At 68.5% G+C, this 18569-nt stretch carries 13 protein-coding genes; 7 read left to right on the top strand and 6 right to left on the bottom strand.

The features are described 5' to 3' along the window. Positions 1–9: 9 nt before the first annotated feature. Positions 10–1638 carry an ABC-F family ATP-binding cassette domain-containing protein gene (locus DDF67_RS24375; RefSeq protein ID WP_109455321.1) on the top strand — a complete coding sequence of 543 codons (1629 nt, stop codon included), beginning with the start codon at positions 10–12 and terminating at the stop codon, positions 1636–1638. A gap of 57 nt (positions 1639–1695) precedes the next feature. Here the strand turns inward: DDF67_RS24375 and DDF67_RS24380 are convergent, their stop codons facing one another. The 4 genes from DDF67_RS24380 to DDF67_RS24395 all read right to left on the bottom strand — a co-directional run bounded on the left by DDF67_RS24380 (position 1696) and on the right by DDF67_RS24395 (position 6195). Further along, entirely contained in the window at positions 1696–3912 is a 2217-nt protein-coding gene (locus DDF67_RS24380; RefSeq protein WP_199229329.1) for a TonB-dependent siderophore receptor, read from the bottom strand. Positions 3913–3974: 62 nt separating this feature from the next. Then, a complete protein-coding gene (locus DDF67_RS24385) occupies positions 3975–4250 on the bottom strand; it encodes a DUF3325 domain-containing protein (protein ID WP_146198087.1) in 276 nt (91 codons plus the stop codon). Beyond that, complete coding sequence (locus DDF67_RS24390; protein ID WP_109455323.1) at positions 4247–5875, bottom strand: PepSY-associated TM helix domain-containing protein; 1629 nt, start codon at positions 5873–5875, stop codon at positions 4247–4249. The genes DDF67_RS24385 and DDF67_RS24390 overlap by 4 nt, the downstream gene beginning before the upstream one ends. Further along, the gene (locus DDF67_RS24395) at positions 5872–6195 is read right to left on the bottom strand and encodes a hypothetical protein (RefSeq protein WP_199229330.1); all 324 of its coding nucleotides are present in this window, start codon (positions 6193–6195) and stop codon (positions 5872–5874) included. The genes DDF67_RS24390 and DDF67_RS24395 overlap by 4 nt, the downstream gene beginning before the upstream one ends. Before the next feature lie 157 nt (positions 6196–6352). Between DDF67_RS24395 and DDF67_RS24400 the strand changes: the two genes are divergently transcribed. The 3 genes from DDF67_RS24400 to DDF67_RS24410 all read left to right on the top strand — a co-directional run bounded on the left by DDF67_RS24400 (position 6353) and on the right by DDF67_RS24410 (position 12020). Continuing rightward, positions 6353–7177: a helix-turn-helix transcriptional regulator gene (locus DDF67_RS24400; protein WP_158278111.1), complete on the top strand. Its 825-nt coding sequence runs from the start codon at positions 6353–6355 to the stop codon at positions 7175–7177. 101 nt (positions 7178–7278) lie between these two features. Next, entirely contained in the window at positions 7279–9408 is a 2130-nt protein-coding gene (locus DDF67_RS24405) for a TonB-dependent receptor (RefSeq protein ID WP_109455325.1), read from the top strand. 65 nt (positions 9409–9473) lie between these two features. Then, positions 9474–12020: an ATP-binding protein gene (locus DDF67_RS24410; protein WP_109455326.1), complete on the top strand. Its 2547-nt coding sequence runs from the start codon at positions 9474–9476 to the stop codon at positions 12018–12020. Between the two features lie 9 nt (positions 12021–12029). Here DDF67_RS24410 and DDF67_RS24415 read toward each other — a convergent pair whose 3' ends face one another. Further along, positions 12030–13343 (bottom strand): MFS transporter, encoded by a 1314-nt coding sequence (locus DDF67_RS24415; RefSeq protein ID WP_109455327.1) that lies wholly within the window; start codon positions 13341–13343, stop codon positions 12030–12032. A gap of 154 nt (positions 13344–13497) precedes the next feature. On the opposite strand from DDF67_RS24415, the gene DDF67_RS24420 reads away from it, so the two are divergent. From DDF67_RS24420 to DDF67_RS24430, 3 genes are read left to right on the top strand one after another with little or no spacing between them, the layout of a single operon-like run. Beyond that, positions 13498–14337 carry a VOC family protein gene (locus DDF67_RS24420; RefSeq protein WP_109455328.1) on the top strand — a complete coding sequence of 280 codons (840 nt, stop codon included), beginning with the start codon at positions 13498–13500 and terminating at the stop codon, positions 14335–14337. Between the two features lie 37 nt (positions 14338–14374). After that, complete coding sequence (locus DDF67_RS24425; RefSeq protein ID WP_109455329.1) at positions 14375–15742, top strand: 8'-apo-carotenoid 13,14-cleaving dioxygenase; 1368 nt, start codon at positions 14375–14377, stop codon at positions 15740–15742. Positions 15743–15774: 32 nt separating this feature from the next. Further along, the gene (locus tag DDF67_RS24430) at positions 15775–16206 is read left to right on the top strand and encodes a putative quinol monooxygenase (protein WP_233247758.1); all 432 of its coding nucleotides are present in this window, start codon (positions 15775–15777) and stop codon (positions 16204–16206) included. Positions 16207–16397: 191 nt separating this feature from the next. Here the strand turns inward: DDF67_RS24430 and DDF67_RS24435 are convergent, their stop codons facing one another. Further along, the gene (locus DDF67_RS24435; RefSeq protein ID WP_158278112.1) at positions 16398–18125 is read right to left on the bottom strand and encodes a PAS domain-containing protein; all 1728 of its coding nucleotides are present in this window, start codon (positions 18123–18125) and stop codon (positions 16398–16400) included. Between the last annotated feature and the right edge of the window lie 444 nt (positions 18126–18569).

An 18569-nucleotide genomic window follows, 5' to 3' on the forward strand; every position in this document is an offset into this window, starting at 1 on the left:
AGACCGCCCATGATCCGCCTCGACAACATTTCCAAGCAGAACGGCCACCAGATCCTGTTCATCGAAGCTTCGATGGGCATCCAGAAGGGGGAGAAGGTCGGGCTCGTCGGCCCCAACGGCGCCGGCAAGACGACGCTGTTCCGCATGATCACCGGCCAGGAGCAACCCGACGACGGGGTGGTCGGCATCGATTCCGGCATGCGGATCGGCTATTTCAGCCAGGACGTCGGCGAGATGGAAGGCCAGAGCGCCGTCGCCGCCGTGATGGACGGCGTCGGCCCCGTCAGCGCGCTGGCCGCCGAGATGGCCACGCTGGAGGCGGCCATGGTCGATCCGGACAAGGCCGACGAAATGGACGCCATCATCGAACGCTATGGCGAGGTGATGGAGCGCTTTCAGGAACTGGACGGCTATGCGTTGGAAGCGCGGGCCCGCGAGGTCCTGGCCGGCCTGAGCTTCAGCCAGGAGCGCATGGACGGCGACGTCGGCCTGCTGTCGGGCGGCTGGAAGATGCGCGTGGCGCTGGCCCGCATCCTGCTGATGCGTCCCGACGGTATGCTGCTGGACGAACCGTCCAACCACCTGGACCTGGAAAGCCTGATCTGGCTCGAAGCGTTCCTGAAGAACTACGACGGCGCGTTGCTGATGACCTCGCACGACCGCGCCTTCATGAACCGGATCATCGGCAAGGTGGTCGAGATCGACGCGGGCTCGCTGATCACCTACTCGGGCGATCTGGACTTCTACGACCAGCAGCGCGCGCTCACGGAAGCGCAGCGCCAGGCGCAGTACGAGCGCCAGCAGGCTATGCTGGCCAAGGAAATCAAGTTCATCGAGAAGTTCAAGGCGCGCGCCTCGCACGCCGCCCAGGTGCAGAGCCGGGTCAAGAAGCTCGACAAGATCGAACGCGTCGAGGCCCCGCGTCGCCGCCAGACTGTGCAGTTCGAGTTCCAGAGCCCGCCGCGGTCGGGCGAGGACGTGATCAGCCTGCGCAATGTGCGCAAGGGCTATGGCGACAAGCCGATCTACGATGGCCTCGACTTCCTGGTGCGCCGCAAGGAGCGCTGGTGTGTGCTGGGCGCCAACGGGGCGGGCAAGTCGACACTGCTGAAGCTGGTGGCCGGCGACGCCAAGCCCGACCAGGGCACAGTCAACATCGGCGCCAGCGTCAAGATGGGCTATTTCGCCCAGCACTCGATGGACCTGCTGGACGGCGAAGAGACGATCTTCGAGTCGCTGGAGCGCTCGTTCCCGCAGGCGGGGCAGGGCGCGCTGCGCACCCTGGCGGGCTGCTTCGGCTTCTCCGGCGACGACGTGGAAAAGCCCTGCCGCGTGCTGTCGGGCGGTGAGAAGGCGCGCCTGGTCATGGCCAAGATGCTGTTCGATCCGCCCAACCTGCTGGTGCTGGACGAGCCGACCAACCACCTGGACATGGCGACCAAGGAAATGCTGGTCGCGGCCTTGGCCGACTTCGAGGGCACCATGCTCTTCGTCTCGCACGATCGCCACTTCCTGGCGGCCCTGAGCAACCGTGTGCTGGAACTGACGCCCGAGGGCGTTCACCAGTATGGCGGCGGCTATACCGAATATGTCGACCGCACCGGCCAGGAAGCGCCGGGCCTGCATCCGGGCGGGTAGGGACGCAGCGTCTGGCCGGGCCGTCGGAAATCCGACGCCCGGCCGAACCGATTGCGATCAGTATCGGGCCCGCACGTTGAACAGCACCCGGCGCGGTTCGCCCCAGTAGCCGCCGTTGAAATAGCCGACGTTGCGATAGTACTTCTCGTCGAACAGGTTGGTGACGTTGACGCCGACGCTGACCTTCGGCGTGAAGGCGTAGCGGACCAGGGCGTCGGCCAGGATGTAGCCGTCCTGGCTGACCCGCGTCGCCGCCAGCACGGGGGCGCCGGCGGAGGTGAAGGCGCCGCTTGGGGCGTTCATGTTCTGATAGACCTGCGTCTGCCAGCTGACGCCGCCGCCCACCGTCCACTTGCCCAGCTTGTAGGTCGAGTTCAGCTTGACCATGTGCAGCGGGTTGACGGTGAAGACCCGCGCCCCGGCTTGGTTCTCGTTGTGGGTGTAGGTGTAGCCTCCGGTGACGCTCCAGTTCGGGGTGATCGAGCCGGAAACCTCGATCTCGCCGCCCCGGGTTTCGACGCCCTTCACCACGCGATAGGCCGACGAGCCGTCCGGCAGCGAGTTGGCCGGCACGGTCGGGTCCAGCTCGGCGACGTTGTCCTGCTGCATGTAGAAGCCGTTCACCGAGGCGTAGAGACGCTTGTCGAAGAACTCGGCCTTGATCCCGGCCTCGTAGTTGCCGCCGACCTTGGGGTCGAGCTGCTTGAAGTCGGCGTCGAACAGGTTCTGCGGCTGGAACACGTCGGCGTAGCTGAAGAAGGCCGTCAGGTTGGTCGACAGGTCATACAGCACGCCCACATAGGGCGAGATGCGATCCTGCGAGTAGCGGCCGGTCGTGGTGGTGTGGGCTCCGGTGGTGGTGCTGTAGTTCTCGGTGCGGGTCGACCAGTCGCTGAAGCGGGCGCCGGCGATCACCTTCAGGCGGTCGGTCGGGTTCAGGCGCACGGCGGCGTATAGGCCGGCCTCGCTGGTCGAGGCGATGCTGCGCGGCTTGCCGCTGTTGTAGGTGACCGGCCGGCCGATCTCGCCGTCCCAGCTGTAGATGCTGGGGAAGGCCGACAGGCTGTAGGGGCGGCTGGTGATGCCGGCGTTGATGGTGGCGAGGTCGCGCTCGAAGAAGTTGGCGCCCACGACCAGTTCGTGCTGTCGGCCGAACAGCTGGAAGGGGCCCGAGGCGTAGGCGTCGACCGATTCCTCGCGCGTCTCGCTGACCGAATAGGTGTCGGAGATGGTCAGGCCCAGGCCGGTGGTGCGGTCGGCGAAGCCGGTGCTGTTGGAGCCGGCCAGCAGCAGGCTTTCGGTGTCGGTGGCGCGGTTGTTGTAGGCCAGGCGTCCGACCCAGCCGGCGCCGAACTCGTGCTCAAGTACGGCGAACAGGTTGCGGCTGTCGCGCTCCCAGCGGTTCCACTTGGCCCCGGCGCTGTAGGAGCGCGGGAATTCGGCTCGCGTGCCATCGCGGAAGAACAGCGGAGCGGCGCTCCAGGCCCCGCCCTTGGAGTCGGTGCGCAGGTAGTCGGCGCCGACGCGCAGGCGGGTGCGCTCGGTCAGGTCGGCTTCGACCGCACCGTACAGGCTGGGCGAGGTGTCGTGCTGGAAGCGCACGTAGGACTCGCGGTCGGTATAGGCCCCGACCAGGCGGCCGCGGACCTTGCCGCCGAACGCCACCGGGCCCGAGACGTCGAGCTCGCCGCGACGATAGTCCCACGAGCCCGCAGACAGGCTGGTGCTGGCGCGGAAGTCCTCGGTAGGACGCTTGCGCACCATGTTGATCGTCGCCGACGGGTCGCCCGCGCCGGTGACCAGCCCCGTGGCCCCGCGCACCACCTCGATGCGCTCGTAGATCGAGGTGTCGCTCAACACCGAGTTGCCGCCCGCGCCGGTGGTGTACTGGGTCGGCACGCCGTCGAACTGGAAGTTGGTGATGGCGAAGCCGCGGGCGTTGAACAGCACGCGGTTGGAATCGTACTGCTGGACGTTGACGCCCGGGGTCTGGGCGAAGACCTCGGCCACGGTGATCAGGTTGAAGTCCTCGATCCGCTGTCGGGTGAAGACGGTCAGCGACTGCGGCGTCTCGCGCAGGCTCAGCGGAAGCTTGGTGGCGGTGTTGGTGCCCTTGACCTGGTAGCCATCGGTGCGGCCGGTCACCAGCACCGCGTCGACGGTGGTGTCGTCCTGAACGGCTGGTTCCTCGGCATGGGCGGCGCCCGCCAGCGACAGGGCGGCGACGCTGGCCAGCAGGGAGGCGCGACGGACGGAGCGATGGATAGCGGACAAGGCAGGTCTTCCTTCGGATGGTGCAGGAAAGCGCCGACGCTGGGCCGGCGGAAAGTCGGGGGTCAGGGCTTGGCGCGCGGCCACCAGGTGTGGGCCAGCAGCACCGGGGCGGCGGCCGTGGTCAGCAGGCCCAGCCACCCGATGACGCCCCACGCCAGGCCCCAGGCGGCCAGCGAGGCGGCGAGGCCCAGCGCCAGTCCCGACCAGCCGGCGAGCTTGAGCCCCAGGCGACGCCGGGACGCCAGCGGGCCGCCGACGAGGGCCGCGTGATGGCGCGGCATGGCCAGCGACAGGGCCGCAAAGCCGCCCATGCAGAACAGGAAGGCCAGCAACGTCACGCCTCGACCTCCTCGGGCTGGCGGGCGGCCATCGGCTGGGCGGCGTTCGGTGCGGTAGGTGCGGGCCTGGGCGTGCGGACCTTGGGGACGGCCGGCCTGTGACGGGCGACGCCGAAGGCCATGGCCGCGAAGGCCGCGCCCAACCCCAGCAAGACGAGGTCCATGACCGCCATGGACATGTCGCCAGCCATGAGGCTGGAGACGATCCCGCGCTGGGTGGCGACCAGGTTGAACGCCGGCAGGCCCGCCAGCAGCACGGCGGTCAGGGCCAACTGCTCGATCCAGCCCCGGCGCGGGGGCCGCGCGAAGCCGTGCAGCAGCAGCCCGCTCCAGGCGATGAACATGACGTGGACCTCCCAGTCGCCGCGCCCGGCCATGCCCGTGGGCAGCAGGCGGTTGGCCCACAGGAAGACGGCCATGGCGGCGGGCAGGCCGGCGATGGCGCCGATGTTCAGCCGCTCGACCAGGCGGAAGCCGAAGTGCGGGCGCGAGGGATCGGCCAGCTTCTGGCGGCGCTTGGCGATCCAGAGCACGAGGCCCGTCGCCACCATCGCCGTGCCGGCCAGGCCCGACAGGAAGAACAGCCAGCGCAAGGTCATGGGTGCGAAACGGCCGGCGTGCAGGCCGATCATGCCGCCCCGGGCGATCATGCCGCTGGAGCTCGGCGCGACCTGCGAGCGGATCTGGCCGGTGACGCCCTCGAAGACGATTTCCCAGCGGCCGTCGACCAGGGTGTCGCTGGCCCGGCGGGTAAGCGTGATGCGTGCGGCCACATCGTTGGGCGCGTCGATGCGGATCAGTCCTGCATGGCCGCCTTCCCAGGCCCGCTCAGCCGTCTTCAGCACCGCGCCGATGTCAGCCAGGGCCGCGGCCTCGCCGGTCGGTTTCACCGGCTTGGCCCGGGTGATGCTTTGCGCGTAGTAGGCCGTCTTGCTGGGATAGTTAGCCGCCACGCCCCAGGGCACGTACAGCACCATCAGGGTGACCAGCCCGGTGTAGGTGATCATGGCGTGGAACGGCAGGGCCAGCACCGCCAGGGCGTTGTGGCCGTCCAGCCAGCTGCGCTGGCCCTTGCCCGGCCGGAAAGTGAAGAAGTCTGCGAAGATCTTCTTGTGGGTGATAACGCCGCTGACGATCGCCACCAGCATGAACATGGCGCAGAAGCCTGCGACCCATCGACCCCAGATCACCGGCACGTAGCGCAGGTCGAAATGCAGCCGGTAGAAGACGTCGCCGCCCTCGGTGTCGCGAGGCTGGACGACCTTCCCGTCGGGGCCGATAGTCACTGCGTTGGGGTCGACGCCCCGACGGGGCGCCGGCCTGGCCTTTTCTCGGAAGGTCGCCGTTGCGCCGCTGGCCCGCTCGTCGGGCAGGGCGATCGACCAGCTGGCGGCCTTGGGTGCGACGGTCTGAAGATGGGCGATCGCGCCGCGCGCCACGGTCTCGACATCGTGGGTCGCGCCGATCTCCGGCTGGGTCCAGCGGGTGATCTCTTCGCGCCAATAGCTGACCGCGCCGCTGAGAAAGATCAGATACAGGATCCAGCCGACCAGCAGGCCGGTCCAGGTGTGCAGGCCGGCCTGCGACTGGCGAAAGCCCTGGGCCTTGGGCGTCTTGCCGTTCATGCCGCCCACCGGGCGAGGAGGCCGGCGGCGAGGCCGATCGCCAGCATCACCGCGCCCGCGCGAAGGGCGCTGCGGGCGGCGAAGGTCCAGACGACCAGGCACGCATAAATCGCGAACGAGAGCATTGTCGCCCAGAGCGTACGGTCGAGAGCCTCGCCGGGCAGAACCCGCGCCAGCAGCATCGTGCAGGCGGCCATCACCGCGTAGCCGCCTGGGGCGGCCAGCACGATGCGGGCGATCAGGTCGAAGACGCCGCGCCAGTCCGTTTTCCGTTGCAGCCCAACGCCCGTCGCGTTCACGTCCGATATCCCGAAAGCCATGGTTTTGCTTTCGGTGCGCCTATCGGTATTGAGAGGCAGTCGCAACGAAGTGGTCGGGTTTTGGCCCGATCGTGCAATATATCGACCCGTTCGCGACTGCCTTTGGTTCATGCCTCTGGCCGAAACTCGGCCTGCACAGAGAAGCCCCGAGACTACGTTGCCCGCAGACCTGCCCGAGCCTCCCGTCGACAAGAGCAGCTCCGATCACCCGCCCTTGCGTCCTGTGGTGGGATTTCATGGCCGCCAGTCCAAGGGCTACTACGATCCGCCGCACGTCCACGACCGGGCGCAGTTCTCGTATCGGCTGGAGGGCGTGGCGGCGGTGCGGGCAGGGGGAGAGGCGATCATCCTGCCGCCGGGGCGCGGCGTGTGGATCCCGGCGGGCCTGCGCCACGAGGTCAGCTGCCGGGGACCGGCCGCCTACAACGTGCTCTACGTGACCAACGCGGCTGCGCCCCAGCCCGACGGCCTGCGGGTCATCGACATCACGCCGTTCCTGCATGCCCTGGTCGAGGAGTTCCTGACCCTCGACCCCGGCTACGATGAGGCCGGACGCGAAGGCGACATCGTCCGTCTGATGCTGGGCGAGATCACGCGCGCGCCGCCCTCCACCGAGGCCGGGCCGCGCCTGCCCGCGGACGCCCGGCTGCAGAGGGTGTGCGCGTCGCTGCGGCGCGATCCGGCCGACAGTCGCGACATCGACGCCTGGGCCGACCAGGCGGGCATGAGCCGGCGCACCTTCACCCGCAACTTCCGGGAAGAGACGGGCATGAGCTTCGTGGCCTGGCGCCAGCAGCTGCGCATGACCCAGGCGGCCGCCTTGCTGAGCGCCGGCCAGTCGGCGACCCAGGTCGCGCAGGGGCTGGGCTTCTCCTCGCTCAGCGCCTTCACCACGTTGTTTCGCAGGTCGTTCGGCCTGTCGCCGCGCCGCTATGCCGAACGATTGGAGCCGTCGATCATAGGCCGCGCCGGTCAGGGCTAGGCTCCTTCCCAAACCATCGTTCGTTTTTCTATGGGAGCGCTATCGGCGCGGCTTGACGCGCCGCGCGGAAGAAGCGCGGACTGTCTCGTCGGGGAGGGCGAATGGTGTCGGTTTCGGGCGGGCTGTCACTGCTGCAGGCGATCCTCGCGCCGCTGGCGGCGTACGAGGCGAGCGAGGTCATAGTGACCGCGCAGCGACGCCGCGAACGCCATCAGGACGTTCCGATCACCTTGTCCGTCGTGGGGCAGGACGATCTGGCGCGCCGCGGCGCCCGCGACCTTTCCGACCTGGTCGGCGCTATGCCGGCTCTGTCGATCACCGGCTTCACCGGGGGCAACGCCAGCAACCTGGTCTCGATCCGGGGCGTGGCCGGCCAGGTGCTGCCGATCGGCTCGGGCCAGCCGGTGGCGATCTATCTTGACGGCGTCTACCTGTCGCGCCCCGACGCAGCCTTCTTCGGGCTCGACGACGTGGAGCGGATCGAGGTGCTGCGCGGGCCGCAGGGCGCGCTCTACGGCCGCAACGCCACCGCCGGCGCGATCAACATCATCACGCGCATGCCCGGCTCGGTCGTCCAGGGCGGCGGCGAGGTTCGCGTTGGAAACCTCGAGGCGATCTCAGCGCGGGGATCGGTCAGCACGCCGCTGTCTGAGACCTTGTCCGGCGGTCTGTCGGGAAGCTACCTCCGCCATGACGGCGCGATCAGCAACAGCGTCACCGGCGATCGGCTGGACGGCCGCGACGCCCGCACCGTCCGTGGCCAGCTTCGCTATCGCTCGGCGGATCGTCGTTTCGACGCGGTTTTCTCGGGCGATCTCACGCGTGATCGCGCGACGCCCGTCTTCAAGAACGGTTACGCCCCCTCAGGCGCCTTCGTCGGGATCGGCGATCCGGACGTGTTCTCCAGCGATGTGGCCAGCCAGGCCCGCACCGTCCGCCTGACGAAGAACAATGGTGTGACGCTGACCCTTACCCACCAACTGCTGGAGACGTTCGAGCTGGTTTCGATCACCAGCTGGCGCGACCTCGACTCCACCGTGGTCTATGACGCAGACGCTTCGGCCGCCTCGGCGCTGCTCACGGGCGCGACCAATCACAGCGCCACGTTCAGCCAGGAGGTGCGGGGCGTCTTCACGGGCCGTCGTATCCGCGCCACCGTGGGCGCCAGCCTGTTCAATGAACGGGCGCGCTATGGCCTTTCCACCGGGACGCCGGCCACGCCGCCCTGCTTCAATCATCTGGTCGACCGCAGCGAGCTCGCGGCCTGGGCGGGCTTCGGTCAGGTCGAGGTCGATCTGACCGATCGCCTGACGCTGGTCACTGGGTTGCGCCATGACCGCGAAAGCCGTGACTTCACGATCGATTATCGCGGGGCGCCTGTTCCTGGCCAGCTGCTGTCTGGGAAGGTGAGGGATTCCGTGCTGATCCCGAGCCTTGGCCTGTCGTATCGCGCCAGCGTCGACCTGCTGCTCTACGCCAAGGCTGGTCGCGGCTATCAGCCGCCGGGCTTCAATTTCGCGCCGGGGGCGGCGACCACGGTCGCCAACACCTTCCGGCCGGAGACCCTCTGGGCCTACGAGGCGGGCGGCAAGGCTCAGTTGATGGACCGCCGCGTCGCCATCGACGCCGCAGCCTTCTTCTACGAGTACAGCGACATCCAGATCCGCAGCACGATCGGCCTGGGGCTCACGCGGGTGGACAACGCCGCCTCGGCGCGGCTGGCGGGCATGGAGGCGAGCATCGCCGCCAGGCTGCCGCGCGGCTTTTCGATCCGCGCGCATGGCGCCTATCTGTACGCGCGCTACCGTACCTTCTGCCAGGCGATCAGCGCCGGCGATCCGCAAGGCGCCGACCCGTTCTGCGCGCCCGGACGGGCCGACCGCTCCGGCAATCGCCTCAACCTGGCGCCACGCTGGTCGGCAGGCCTGGGGCTGGAGTACGTCCGCCAACTGAGCGCCGGCCAGCTGTCGGCCAGTCTCGCCTTCGAGGCTTCCAGCAGCGTCTTCTACGTCGGCGCCGCCAACGAGCCGCAGTTGCGCGCAAGGGCGTGGGGCATGCTCGGCGGGGAGGCGGCTTTCCAGGTGAACGGCGGTCCCGAGGTGTTCGTTTACGGCCGCAACCTGACCGACGAGCGGTTTCTGTCGTTCGCCGCACGGGTCGCACCGGCCTCGGCCTTCCTGGTGTTGAACGACCCCAGGACCTGCGGCGCCGGGATTCGATATCGCTTCTGAAGCGGTTTGCGGTAGATGTCCCGTAACGCTGGTCACTGGGGCGGTCTGGCGGCGCGGAGGCGACTGTGGCTGACGACCACGCCGAACAGATGACGCGATCCTTCGCCTTCGGTCCGTTCCTGCTGTTGCCCGAGCGTCAGCTTCTGCTCGAGAACGAGACGCCGGTGCGGATCGGCAGTCGGGCGCTGGGCCTGCTGACGGCGCTCGTCGAGCGCGCCGGCGCGGTGGTAACCAAGCGCGAGCTGTTCGCCAAGGTCTGGCCCGACACCTTCGTCGAGGAGAGCAACCTCAAGGTCCACATGGTGGCCCTGCGCCGCATCCTGCGCGAGGAGGCCGGCGCCCGATACATCTCGACGGTGATCGGTCGGGGCTACTCCTTCGTGGCGCCGGTTCGGATCGTCGGCCTGCCAGACGTGCTCCTGAAGCGGCCCAAGGAGACCCGCCGCCACCATAACCTGCCGGCCAGCGCGACGCGTCTGCTGGGCCGGGCGGACGCCGTTGAGGCCATTCGCGACGAATTGGCTGAGGCTCGCCTGGTGTCGGTGGTGGGCCCTGGCGGCATCGGCAAGACCTCGGTCGCCCTGGCGGTCGCCGAACAACTGATCGGATCGAACCGCGACGGGGTGTGGCTGGTCGACCTGTCGCCGATCAAGGACCCGGCCCTGGTCCCGAGCGTCATCGCCACCGCGATCGGGATGAACGCCCACTCGGCCAACATGCTGGCGGCCCTGTACGAGTATTTGCAAGAGCGGGAGATGCTGCTGGCGATCGAGCTTGCCGCCACGCGGGTCGACCTGTTCGGCGTGGCGGGCTTGCTGGACCAGATCCGCGAACGCTTTCATCTGCAGATCGGCCAGCGGGCGGGCCCGGAACGGCATCGCACCCTGATGGCCGCGATCGACTGGAGCCACGACCTGCTGTCGGCGAACGAGCAGGCGGTGCTGCGGCGACTGTCCGTCCTGGCCGGCTTTTTCACCCTGGCGTCGGCCTGCGCCATCGCCGCCGACGAGGCGATCCGCCCGGCCTTGGTGGTCGGGGACCTGGCGGCCCTCGTCGAAAAGTCTCTGGTCGCCGCCGAGGCCCGCGACTTCGACGTGGAGTACCGGCTTCTGGACACGACGCGGGCCTACGCCCTGGAGAAGCTCTTCGCCTCCGGGGAGGCCGACGTGATCGGCCTGCGCCACGCTCGTTACTTCCTGGGTCTTGCCGACCTGGCCAAGCGGGACGCCGACAGGTTTCCGAGAACCATCTGGCTTCAACGCTACGGCTCCAGGATCGACGATGTACGCGACGCCATCGCCTGGGCCTCTCGGGCGGAGGGCGACGCCGGGCTGCTGATCAGCCTGACGATCGCGGCGATCCCGTTCTGGGGGCGACTGTCGTTGCTGGAGGAAAGCCGCGTGGCGGTCGAGTGGGCGCTGGACGACCGGTTCGCGGCCGTCCGTACGGCGCGCGACGACCTGATGCTGAACCTGACGCGTGGGGCCACGCTCCTGCACACCCAGGGGCCGCTGCTGGCGGTGAAGCAGGCCCTGAGCCGGGCGCTGGCCATCGCCGAAGAGCTGGGCGACAGCGATCTGCAACTGGAGTGCCTGCGGGGTCTGGCGGAGTACGAACTTTGGACGGGAGACTCCCGGTCGGCCCTGGAGATCGCCGAGAAGATCGCAGGCCTGGAGGGCGCGGGCGAAGCCGCTTCCTCAAGCTCTGACTCCGATGCGCCGGCAGGATCGGCGCTGTCCTGGCTGGGCGCGCTGGGGGCCTCGCGCCAGCGGTTGGAAAAGATCGTCCATCACGGGTCCGGCCTAGACCCGCAGCCGGGCGCGGCGCGCTTCGAGTTCGACCAGCGGCTGACCGCGCGCGGGGCGCTGGCCACCGTGCTGTGGCTGCAGGGCTATGCGGACCAGGCGGTCGAGGCCGCGCGGGTCCAGCTTGCCGAGGCCGAGGCGTCGAACTACGCGGTCTCGCTCTGCTACGCCCTGGTCCATGGGTCGCTGCCCGTCATGCTCTATGTGCGCGACTATGCGGCTGCCCAGCGGGTGCTGGTCCGCGCCGTGCAGCACGCCGAGCGCCACGAGCTGGAAATCTGGAGAGCCATGGCGGCCTGCGTGGCGGCGCGGCTGGACCTCTACCTCGACCGGCCCATCGATCTGGACGCCTACCGCCGGACCCTGGCGATGGTGCGCGAGAGCGGGTTTAGGATGCGCTATCCGAACTATCTGACCAACTATGGCGAGGCGCTGGCGCGGCAGGTGGATCTGCGTCGCGGTCTGGCCGGCATCGACGAGGCGATCGCCCTGTCCGAGGCGACCGGGCAGGTGGTCGGCATACCCGAGATGCTGCGCATCAAGGGCAATGTCCTGCGACGAGGGGACAGGGCGCAGGCCGATCAGGCGGCCGGCTGCTATCTGCGCTCGATCGAACTGGCCAGGCGAGACGCCGCGCTGTCCTGGGAGCTTCGCTCCGCGACCAGCCTCGTGGAATTCCAGCGTGAACGCGGCGGCGACCAAGAGGCCGAAGCCATGCTGGCCGATGTGCTTGGTCGTTTCACCGAAGGCTTTGGGACGGGCGACCTGCGCCGGGCTCGGGCGCTCGTCGATACGCGGCCGGGCTGATCGCTGCGCTCAGGTCCGTAACCGCCCCTGGAGCGTGCGGAGACGGTCGAAGGCCGACGGCCAGATCACCAGCAGCGCCAGCAAGGCGGCCCCCACGCTGATCGCGCTCATCGCCGGTTGCAGCGCGGTTTCACCGCCGAAGACGTGCTGGGCGACCAGCGGCACGAGCGTGGGGCCAAGGCCGATCCCGACCAGGGCGGTCACGGCCAGCGACAGGGCCACTGTCGTCGCGCGCATTTCGTTGGGCACGCTTTCCTGCATCACCACGTGGCCGATCACATAGCCGCTGATCGAGCCCAGCGCCCAGATCGCGAAGGAAAGAGCGATCTGCCCGCCTGTCTGCGCGAAAAGCGTCGAGACCGCGCCGGCCAGGGCCAGCAGATAGCAAGCCAGCAGCAGCGCGATGCGAGACGGCGCGCCCCAGCGCTGCGCCAGGCGGTCGGACAGAGCGCCGCCCGCCACCGACGCCACGACCCCGCTCGCCGTCAGCGACAGGCCGACCAGGCCGCCGGCCTCCAGCGCCGTCATGCCGTGGCTGCGCTGGAGCAGGGTGGGCAGCCAGGCGATCAGGGCATAGTCGCCCACGCCCAGCGCGCCCTTCACCAGGCAGACGCGCAGCACCATCCCGTTGTCGGCGGCCAGGCGGCTCAGGACGCCGGAGATGGCGATCAGTCCTGCGCTGTGACGGCGCATGGGTTCGCGGATCAGGAAGAGCAGGGGGAGCAGGAGGAAGCCCGGCAGCCCCGCCAGGACCAGCAACTGGCGCCACGACGCCAGCAAGGCGATGCCGGGCGCCCAGGCGAACCATCCGGCTTCGATCCAGCCCAGCAGCACCCCGCCGAGGAAAAGGGCCGAGCCGGCGCCGAAGGTCGCGCCCAGCGAAAAGACGCCGAGGGCCAGCCCCCGGCGTCGCGGCGAGAAGCTGTCGACGATCAGCGACGCCGCCGCCGGCACCAGCGCCGCTTCGCCCAGGCCCACCGCGATCCGCGCGGCGAGGAAACTCCAGAAGTCGCCCGCCAGGCCGCAGGCGATCGTGGCCGCAGACCACAGCGCCAGACCGCCGGCTATCAGGTTGCGACGATTGACGCGGTCGGCCAGGCGCCCGGCAGGCAGTCCGGCGAGGGCGAAGATCACAGCGAAGCCCGCGCCCTGGAGCAGGCTGATGTCGAGGTCGGTCAGTCGAAGATCGGCCCGGATCGGATCGACGACCAGATTGATGATCAGCCGGTCGGTGAGCGACAGCAGCAGGGCGGCGCATAGGAGGGCGACGGCGCACCAGCCCGCAGCCGAAGACCCCACGCCGCCGTTCGTCTGTCCGTCCATGGCGGGGATGATTGCCCTCTATCCCGGCCAAGCTCCAGAGCCCAGGGACGCGATTAACCGCGCTTAACTCGCCAAACGCCGCTCTTCGGCCCAATCGTCCTGACAGGGCGCCGCCCCTTCAGCGATCGAAAAATCAGGGACCAGGAGACCGACGATGAGCGAGCAGAACGAGCCGACTTCCGCCGGTCTTGAACGCCGGGACGTGCTGCGCGCCGCCGCCGGCGCGGCAGCTTTCGGCGCGGCCGGCGCGTCGGCGGCCGCCCAGGAGGCGACCCGCGACCGCGCCGCGCGGATCGTCGAGGGGGCGCTGGGCGCGCGCCTCCAGGGCGTCCAGCATTTCGGCCTGACCGTCCAGAACATGGACCGGGCCTTCGCCTTCTACACCGAGGTGCTGGGCGGAACGGAGATCATGCGCGATGGCGATTTCCAGGGCGAGCGCATCCACAACACCTTGCTGACCGCCGAGGAGATCGAGGCGCGCGAGCGGCATGTGAACCCGCGCGCAAGGGGCGTCCCGGATTTGCGTGGTGGGACCCAACGCCTGGACGTGCGCTTCGTCCAGTTCGACAATGTCGTGATCGAGCTTCTGCAGTATCGCGACGCCGCCCAGCCGATGGGCGGCCCGAACGCCTTCGCCGAGCCGCTCGATCACATGAGCCCGGCCTTCCCGCGGATGATGCACATCTGTTTCCACATCCGCGACGACGCCGACTTCAACGTCTTCATCCGCGACTTGGAGGCCGAAGCGGCGCGACGGGGCATGACCCAGGTCCGGGCCAATCGGGTGCTGACCGTTTCTTCGGAGGCCGACCGCAAGGCTGCGCCGCTGGACGCCAACTCCAACGGGATCACCGAGGGCAAGTCCGCCGGCTGGCGCCTGATCTACTGCCGAGGCCCGGAAGGCGAGCAACTGGAGTTCGTCCAGGCGCTGGGGCCGGTCAAGAAAACCTTCGACGACGCCCTGGCCGCGCGCCGCGCGGCGGTGTCGCGCTGACCGACGGTTCAACCCGACCACGCAAGGGGAGGCGGCGATGCTCTTCACCGACGCGGCCGGCAAGGCCAGGACTTTGCCGGACAATCCCTACGTCACGGGCGTCCACACGCCCATGATCGAGGAGCTGACCCTGCGGGAGCTGCCTGTCACGGGCATGATCCCTCCAGCACTGGTTGGCCGGTACCTGCGCATGGGGCCCAATCCCATGGCCCCCAATCTGGAGAAGCATCACTGGTTCGCCGGCGACGGCATGATCCATGGCCTTCGCCTGGAGAGCGGCCGAGCGGTCTGGTACCGCAATCGCTGGATCCGCTCTGACGCCGTCGCCAAGGCGCTGGACGAGCCGCGCACGCCTGGTCCGCGCCACCTGTTCGACACCGTCAACACCAACGTCGTCGGCCACGGCGGCAAGGTGCTGGGCGTGGTCGAGGCGGGAAGCACGCCGGTCGAGATCGGCGATACGCTGGAGACCCTGCGCTACACCGACTTCGGCCGGACGCTGAAGGGCGGCTTTACCGCTCATCCGCATGTCGATCCACTGACGGGCGAGATGCACGGGATCTGCTACGACGCCAGCAAGTGGCGCTCGTTGCGCTACGTGGTGCTGAGCCCCGAAGGCGGCATTCGCCGCGAGGTCCGGATCCCGGTCAGGCACGGGCCGATGATCCACGACTTCGCCTTCACCAGGCGCTTTGCGATCATCCTCGACCTGCCGGTGACCTTCTCCCTGACGGCGGCGATCACCGGCCACCACTTCCCGTACCGCTGGAACGAGGCCCATCCCGCCCGGGTGGGGCTTCTGCCGCGAGAGGGCAAGGCCGGAGACATCATCTGGCTGCCGGTGGATCCCTGCTTCATCTTCCACGCGGCCAACGCCTATGACGCGGCGGACGGGACAGTGGTCCTCGACGTCGTCGTCCATGACAAGATGTTCTGGCGGCGCACCTCGGGGCCGGACTCCGAACGCTGCGCCTTCGAGCGCTGGATCCTCCATCCTGCGGGCGGGACGGTCGAGCGGGTCGTCATCGATCCCACCCCTCAGGAGTTTCCGCGCCAGGACGAGCGCCGGCTGGGGCAGGTCTATCGCTACGCCTACACCATGGGGCTGATCGATCCGTTCCTGGGGACGTGCCTCTTCAAGCACGACCTCGTTGAGGGTGGACGGCTGACGCATGATTTCGGACCAGGCCGCCTTCCTTGCGAGTTCGTCTTCGTGCCGACCCACCCCGAGGCCGCCGAGGACGAGGGCTGGCTAATCGGCTTCGTCATCGACGCCGCCGCCCGAACGACCGATCTCGTGATCCTCGACGCCAGCAGGTTCGAAGCAGCCCCCGTGGCCAGCATCCACCTGCCGCACATTGTTCCGCCCGGCTTCCATGGCAACTGGATCGCCGGCGTCGACTGAGGCTTACCGCAAAAACCCATAGGAGACCTGTGATGCGCCTGCTTTCGGCCAATCGTCTGGTGCTCGTCATGCTGCTTTCGGCCGGCGCGAGCACGGCCGCCGCGGCGGCCGCGCCGCCTGCTGCGCCGCAGCCCACCGGCGTCCACTACGCCCAGATCCCGGCCGAGGCCTATGCAGTGGTCGCCCATGTCCAGGCCAAGGCGGGGAAGGAGAAGGCGCTGCGCGAGGCGACGCTGCCCCTGATCGCCAAGGTTCGCGCCGAGCCCAACAACCTTGTTTACTTCCTGCAGGAAGACCGCGAGAAGCCGGGCCACTTCATCTTCTACGAAATCTTCGCCAGCCAGGCCGATTTCGAGGCGCACAACGCCACGCCGCACGTCCAGGCCTGGTTCGCCAGGTTGCCCGAACTGGCGGAGGGCGGCGTGCAGGTGACCCGCATGGAAATCCTCGGGAACGCGCGCTGAGGCCCGCAGCATGTCTCGCGACGCATCGCGGTTGCGTCCCTGACCCAACAAGCGGCGGCCCGGCGGCCGCCTTGCATCGCGATAGCCCTCATCGGCGGAGCGATAAGCCTGACCTTGGCGAAGACGAAGCAGGTTCGCCTGGCCCTCATCGAGCCCGGCGCATAGCCCTCGAGCTACCGCCGCAGCGACGGCTAAGCGTCGGCGGCTACGCGAAGCAGTTCGGCGAGGGTGCGCACGCCCAGGCGATCCATCAACTGGGCGCGATAGGTCTCGACGGTTCGCGGGCTGAGGCCCAGCTTCTGCGCGATCGACTTGTTGGTCCCGCCGGCGACCAGCCCCTCGAGCACCTGCCGTTCGCGCAGGCTGAGTTCGGCTATCCGCTGTTGCGCACTTGGCCTGCCCGACGGCGCCGGCGTTGGGGCGTGCAGGGGCAGGGCGGCCTGCACGGCCGCGCGATAGATCTCTCCTGGCGCGTCGGCGGGCAGCACGTTCGAGGCGCCATGCTTCATCAGCAACACGACATCGCCCAGCTGGTTGTCCAGCGTTCCCACCACGATCCAGGGCAGGCGCGCGGCCGTCGTCTTCAGCGACGGGGCGGCCGCCACGATCTGCGGCAAGGGCGCCGAGGGGCCGATCATCACCACACCTGGCAGCAGGTCGTCGCTGACGCTCAGAAAGACGGAGAGGTCATCAAAGCGACGGATCTTGTAGACATCGCCCGGCAAAGCCCGATGCAGCGGTTCGCTGTCGCTCGCATCGACGATGTAGACCCGCGCATCGGTCCGTCTGGTCATCTCGACCAGCAGGCCGCCGATCTTGGTGATCGCGCCGTGGCGATCGGGAATGGGAAAGGCGGTGGCGTGAAACCAGCGCGGCGTTCCGTCCGGGGCCTCGCCGCGGAAGTCCCAATGCAGCGTGTCGCCGGCCGCCACGCGGTCGAACACGGCCAGCATGGCGCCGCGATCATCGGGGAGCAGCGTCGCCACCCAGTCCTCCCAGCGCATCGACGTAGCCCCGGAGGGCAGCGCCCACGACGCCCGAAAGACCGGGTTCAGTCCCTCGATTCGCCGGGACGCCACGTCGGCCGACCACATCAGGCTGGCGGGGGCGTGCAGGATCTCGTGAAAGCGGCCGTCGCGCTCGCTGATCTCGTCGGCTGCGGCGCGCCAGTCGTCGATATCGACCGCCGAGCCGCACCAGATCACCAGCCGGCCCGCGTCGTCGAAGACCTGTTGGGCGCGCACCAGATGCCATCGATAGGCGCCGTCGTCGCGCCTGAGCCGCTGCTGGGCTTCGAACGGGCGGCCGTCGACCACGCACGCACGATGGAGGGCGGCGCCTAGGGAGCGGTCTTCGGGATGGACCAGATCGTCCCACCGCGCCCCCGGCAGTTGGCTGGCGGCCGTGAAGTCCTCAAGCCGCTGGTTCACCCATTCCAGCCGCCCTTGCGGGTCGGACCGCCACATGAGCGCCGGGACCTTGTCGGCGACATAGCGAAATGCGGTCTCGCTGGACCGCAGGGCCCGCTCGGCGAGCACCCGGCGTGTGGTCTCGTGCACCACGCCCAGCACGCCGCTGATCGTCCCGCTTTCCGACCGGATCGGTGAGTAGCAGAACGACCACCAAGTGTCCGACAGCCGGCCGTCGCGCTCCAGCGGCACCTGGAAGTCCTCCAGATAGATCGACTTGCCGCCCAGCGCTTCGCGCAGCAACGGCCCGGTGCGCTCCCAGGCCTCTGGAAACACCGACTCGAACGACCGGCCCATGCAGGACGACTTGCCGGAAAGCACTGGCGCGTATGCGTCGTTGTAGAGCAGGCAGTTGTCGGGACCCCAGGTCAGGAACATAGCGAACCTGGTGTCGAGCATCAGGTTCAGCGTCGAGACCAGACCCGGGTCCCACTGGCTGATCGCCCCCATGGAGGTCTTTTCCCAGGCGAGCGTTCGTATGGTTTCGGCGCAAGAACCGGATGCGTGGAGGAACTGAGCCGTTTCACGGCGAGTTTGCGACCAGAATGATTTTGGCTCTGGCGGCGCCTGCATTCACTAACCCCATGCCGGCCGATGTGGCGTGGCTTTGCAGCCGACGTCGCACAGTCGATCAACTCTTGAACGAGTAGATACTGGATGATCGCCCTTGCGTGGCAAATGATAAATGATCATTCACACGCATAAAAACGCCTGTCTTGCCTTCCGAGCCGGTTCGGCGGCCGGATCCTGCGACGAGGCGCTTCGGTAGGGAACGCATCTCGGGACGTCGCGGCTCCATCCGGATCTTCCCTGAGGAACACTACCGAAGACGGGTCGATCAAGCCTCTTCAATTCTGAACGCAAACAAGGTTGCGGGCGGCGTCATGGCTGCCG

This window comes from Caulobacter endophyticus, from assembly GCF_003116815.1.
Taxonomy (GTDB): Bacteria; Pseudomonadota; Alphaproteobacteria; order Caulobacterales; family Caulobacteraceae; genus Caulobacter; species Caulobacter endophyticus.

Excerpts from the sequence above, each read along its gene's own strand:
- DDF67_RS24415 (WP_109455327.1), bottom strand. The coding sequence starts at position 13,343 with ATGGACGGACAGACGAACGGCGGCGTGGGGTCTTCGGCTGCGGGCTGG.
- DDF67_RS24395 (WP_199229330.1), bottom strand. The coding sequence starts at position 6,195 with ATGGCTTTCGGGATATCGGACGTGAACGCGACGGGCGTTGGGCTGCAA.
- DDF67_RS24390 (WP_109455323.1), bottom strand. The coding sequence starts at position 5,875 with ATGAACGGCAAGACGCCCAAGGCCCAGGGCTTTCGCCAGTCGCAGGCC.
- DDF67_RS24430 (WP_233247758.1), top strand. The coding sequence starts at position 15,775 with ATGCGCCTGCTTTCGGCCAATCGTCTGGTGCTCGTCATGCTGCTTTCG.
- DDF67_RS24435 (WP_158278112.1), bottom strand. The coding sequence starts at position 18,125 with ATGGGGGCGATCAGCCAGTGGGACCCGGGTCTGGTCTCGACGCTGAAC.
- DDF67_RS24425 (WP_109455329.1), top strand. The coding sequence starts at position 14,375 with ATGCTCTTCACCGACGCGGCCGGCAAGGCCAGGACTTTGCCGGACAAT.
- DDF67_RS24375 (WP_109455321.1), top strand. The coding sequence starts at position 10 with ATGATCCGCCTCGACAACATTTCCAAGCAGAACGGCCACCAGATCCTG.
- DDF67_RS24405 (WP_109455325.1), top strand. The coding sequence starts at position 7,279 with ATGGTGTCGGTTTCGGGCGGGCTGTCACTGCTGCAGGCGATCCTCGCG.
- DDF67_RS24420 (WP_109455328.1), top strand. The coding sequence starts at position 13,498 with ATGAGCGAGCAGAACGAGCCGACTTCCGCCGGTCTTGAACGCCGGGAC.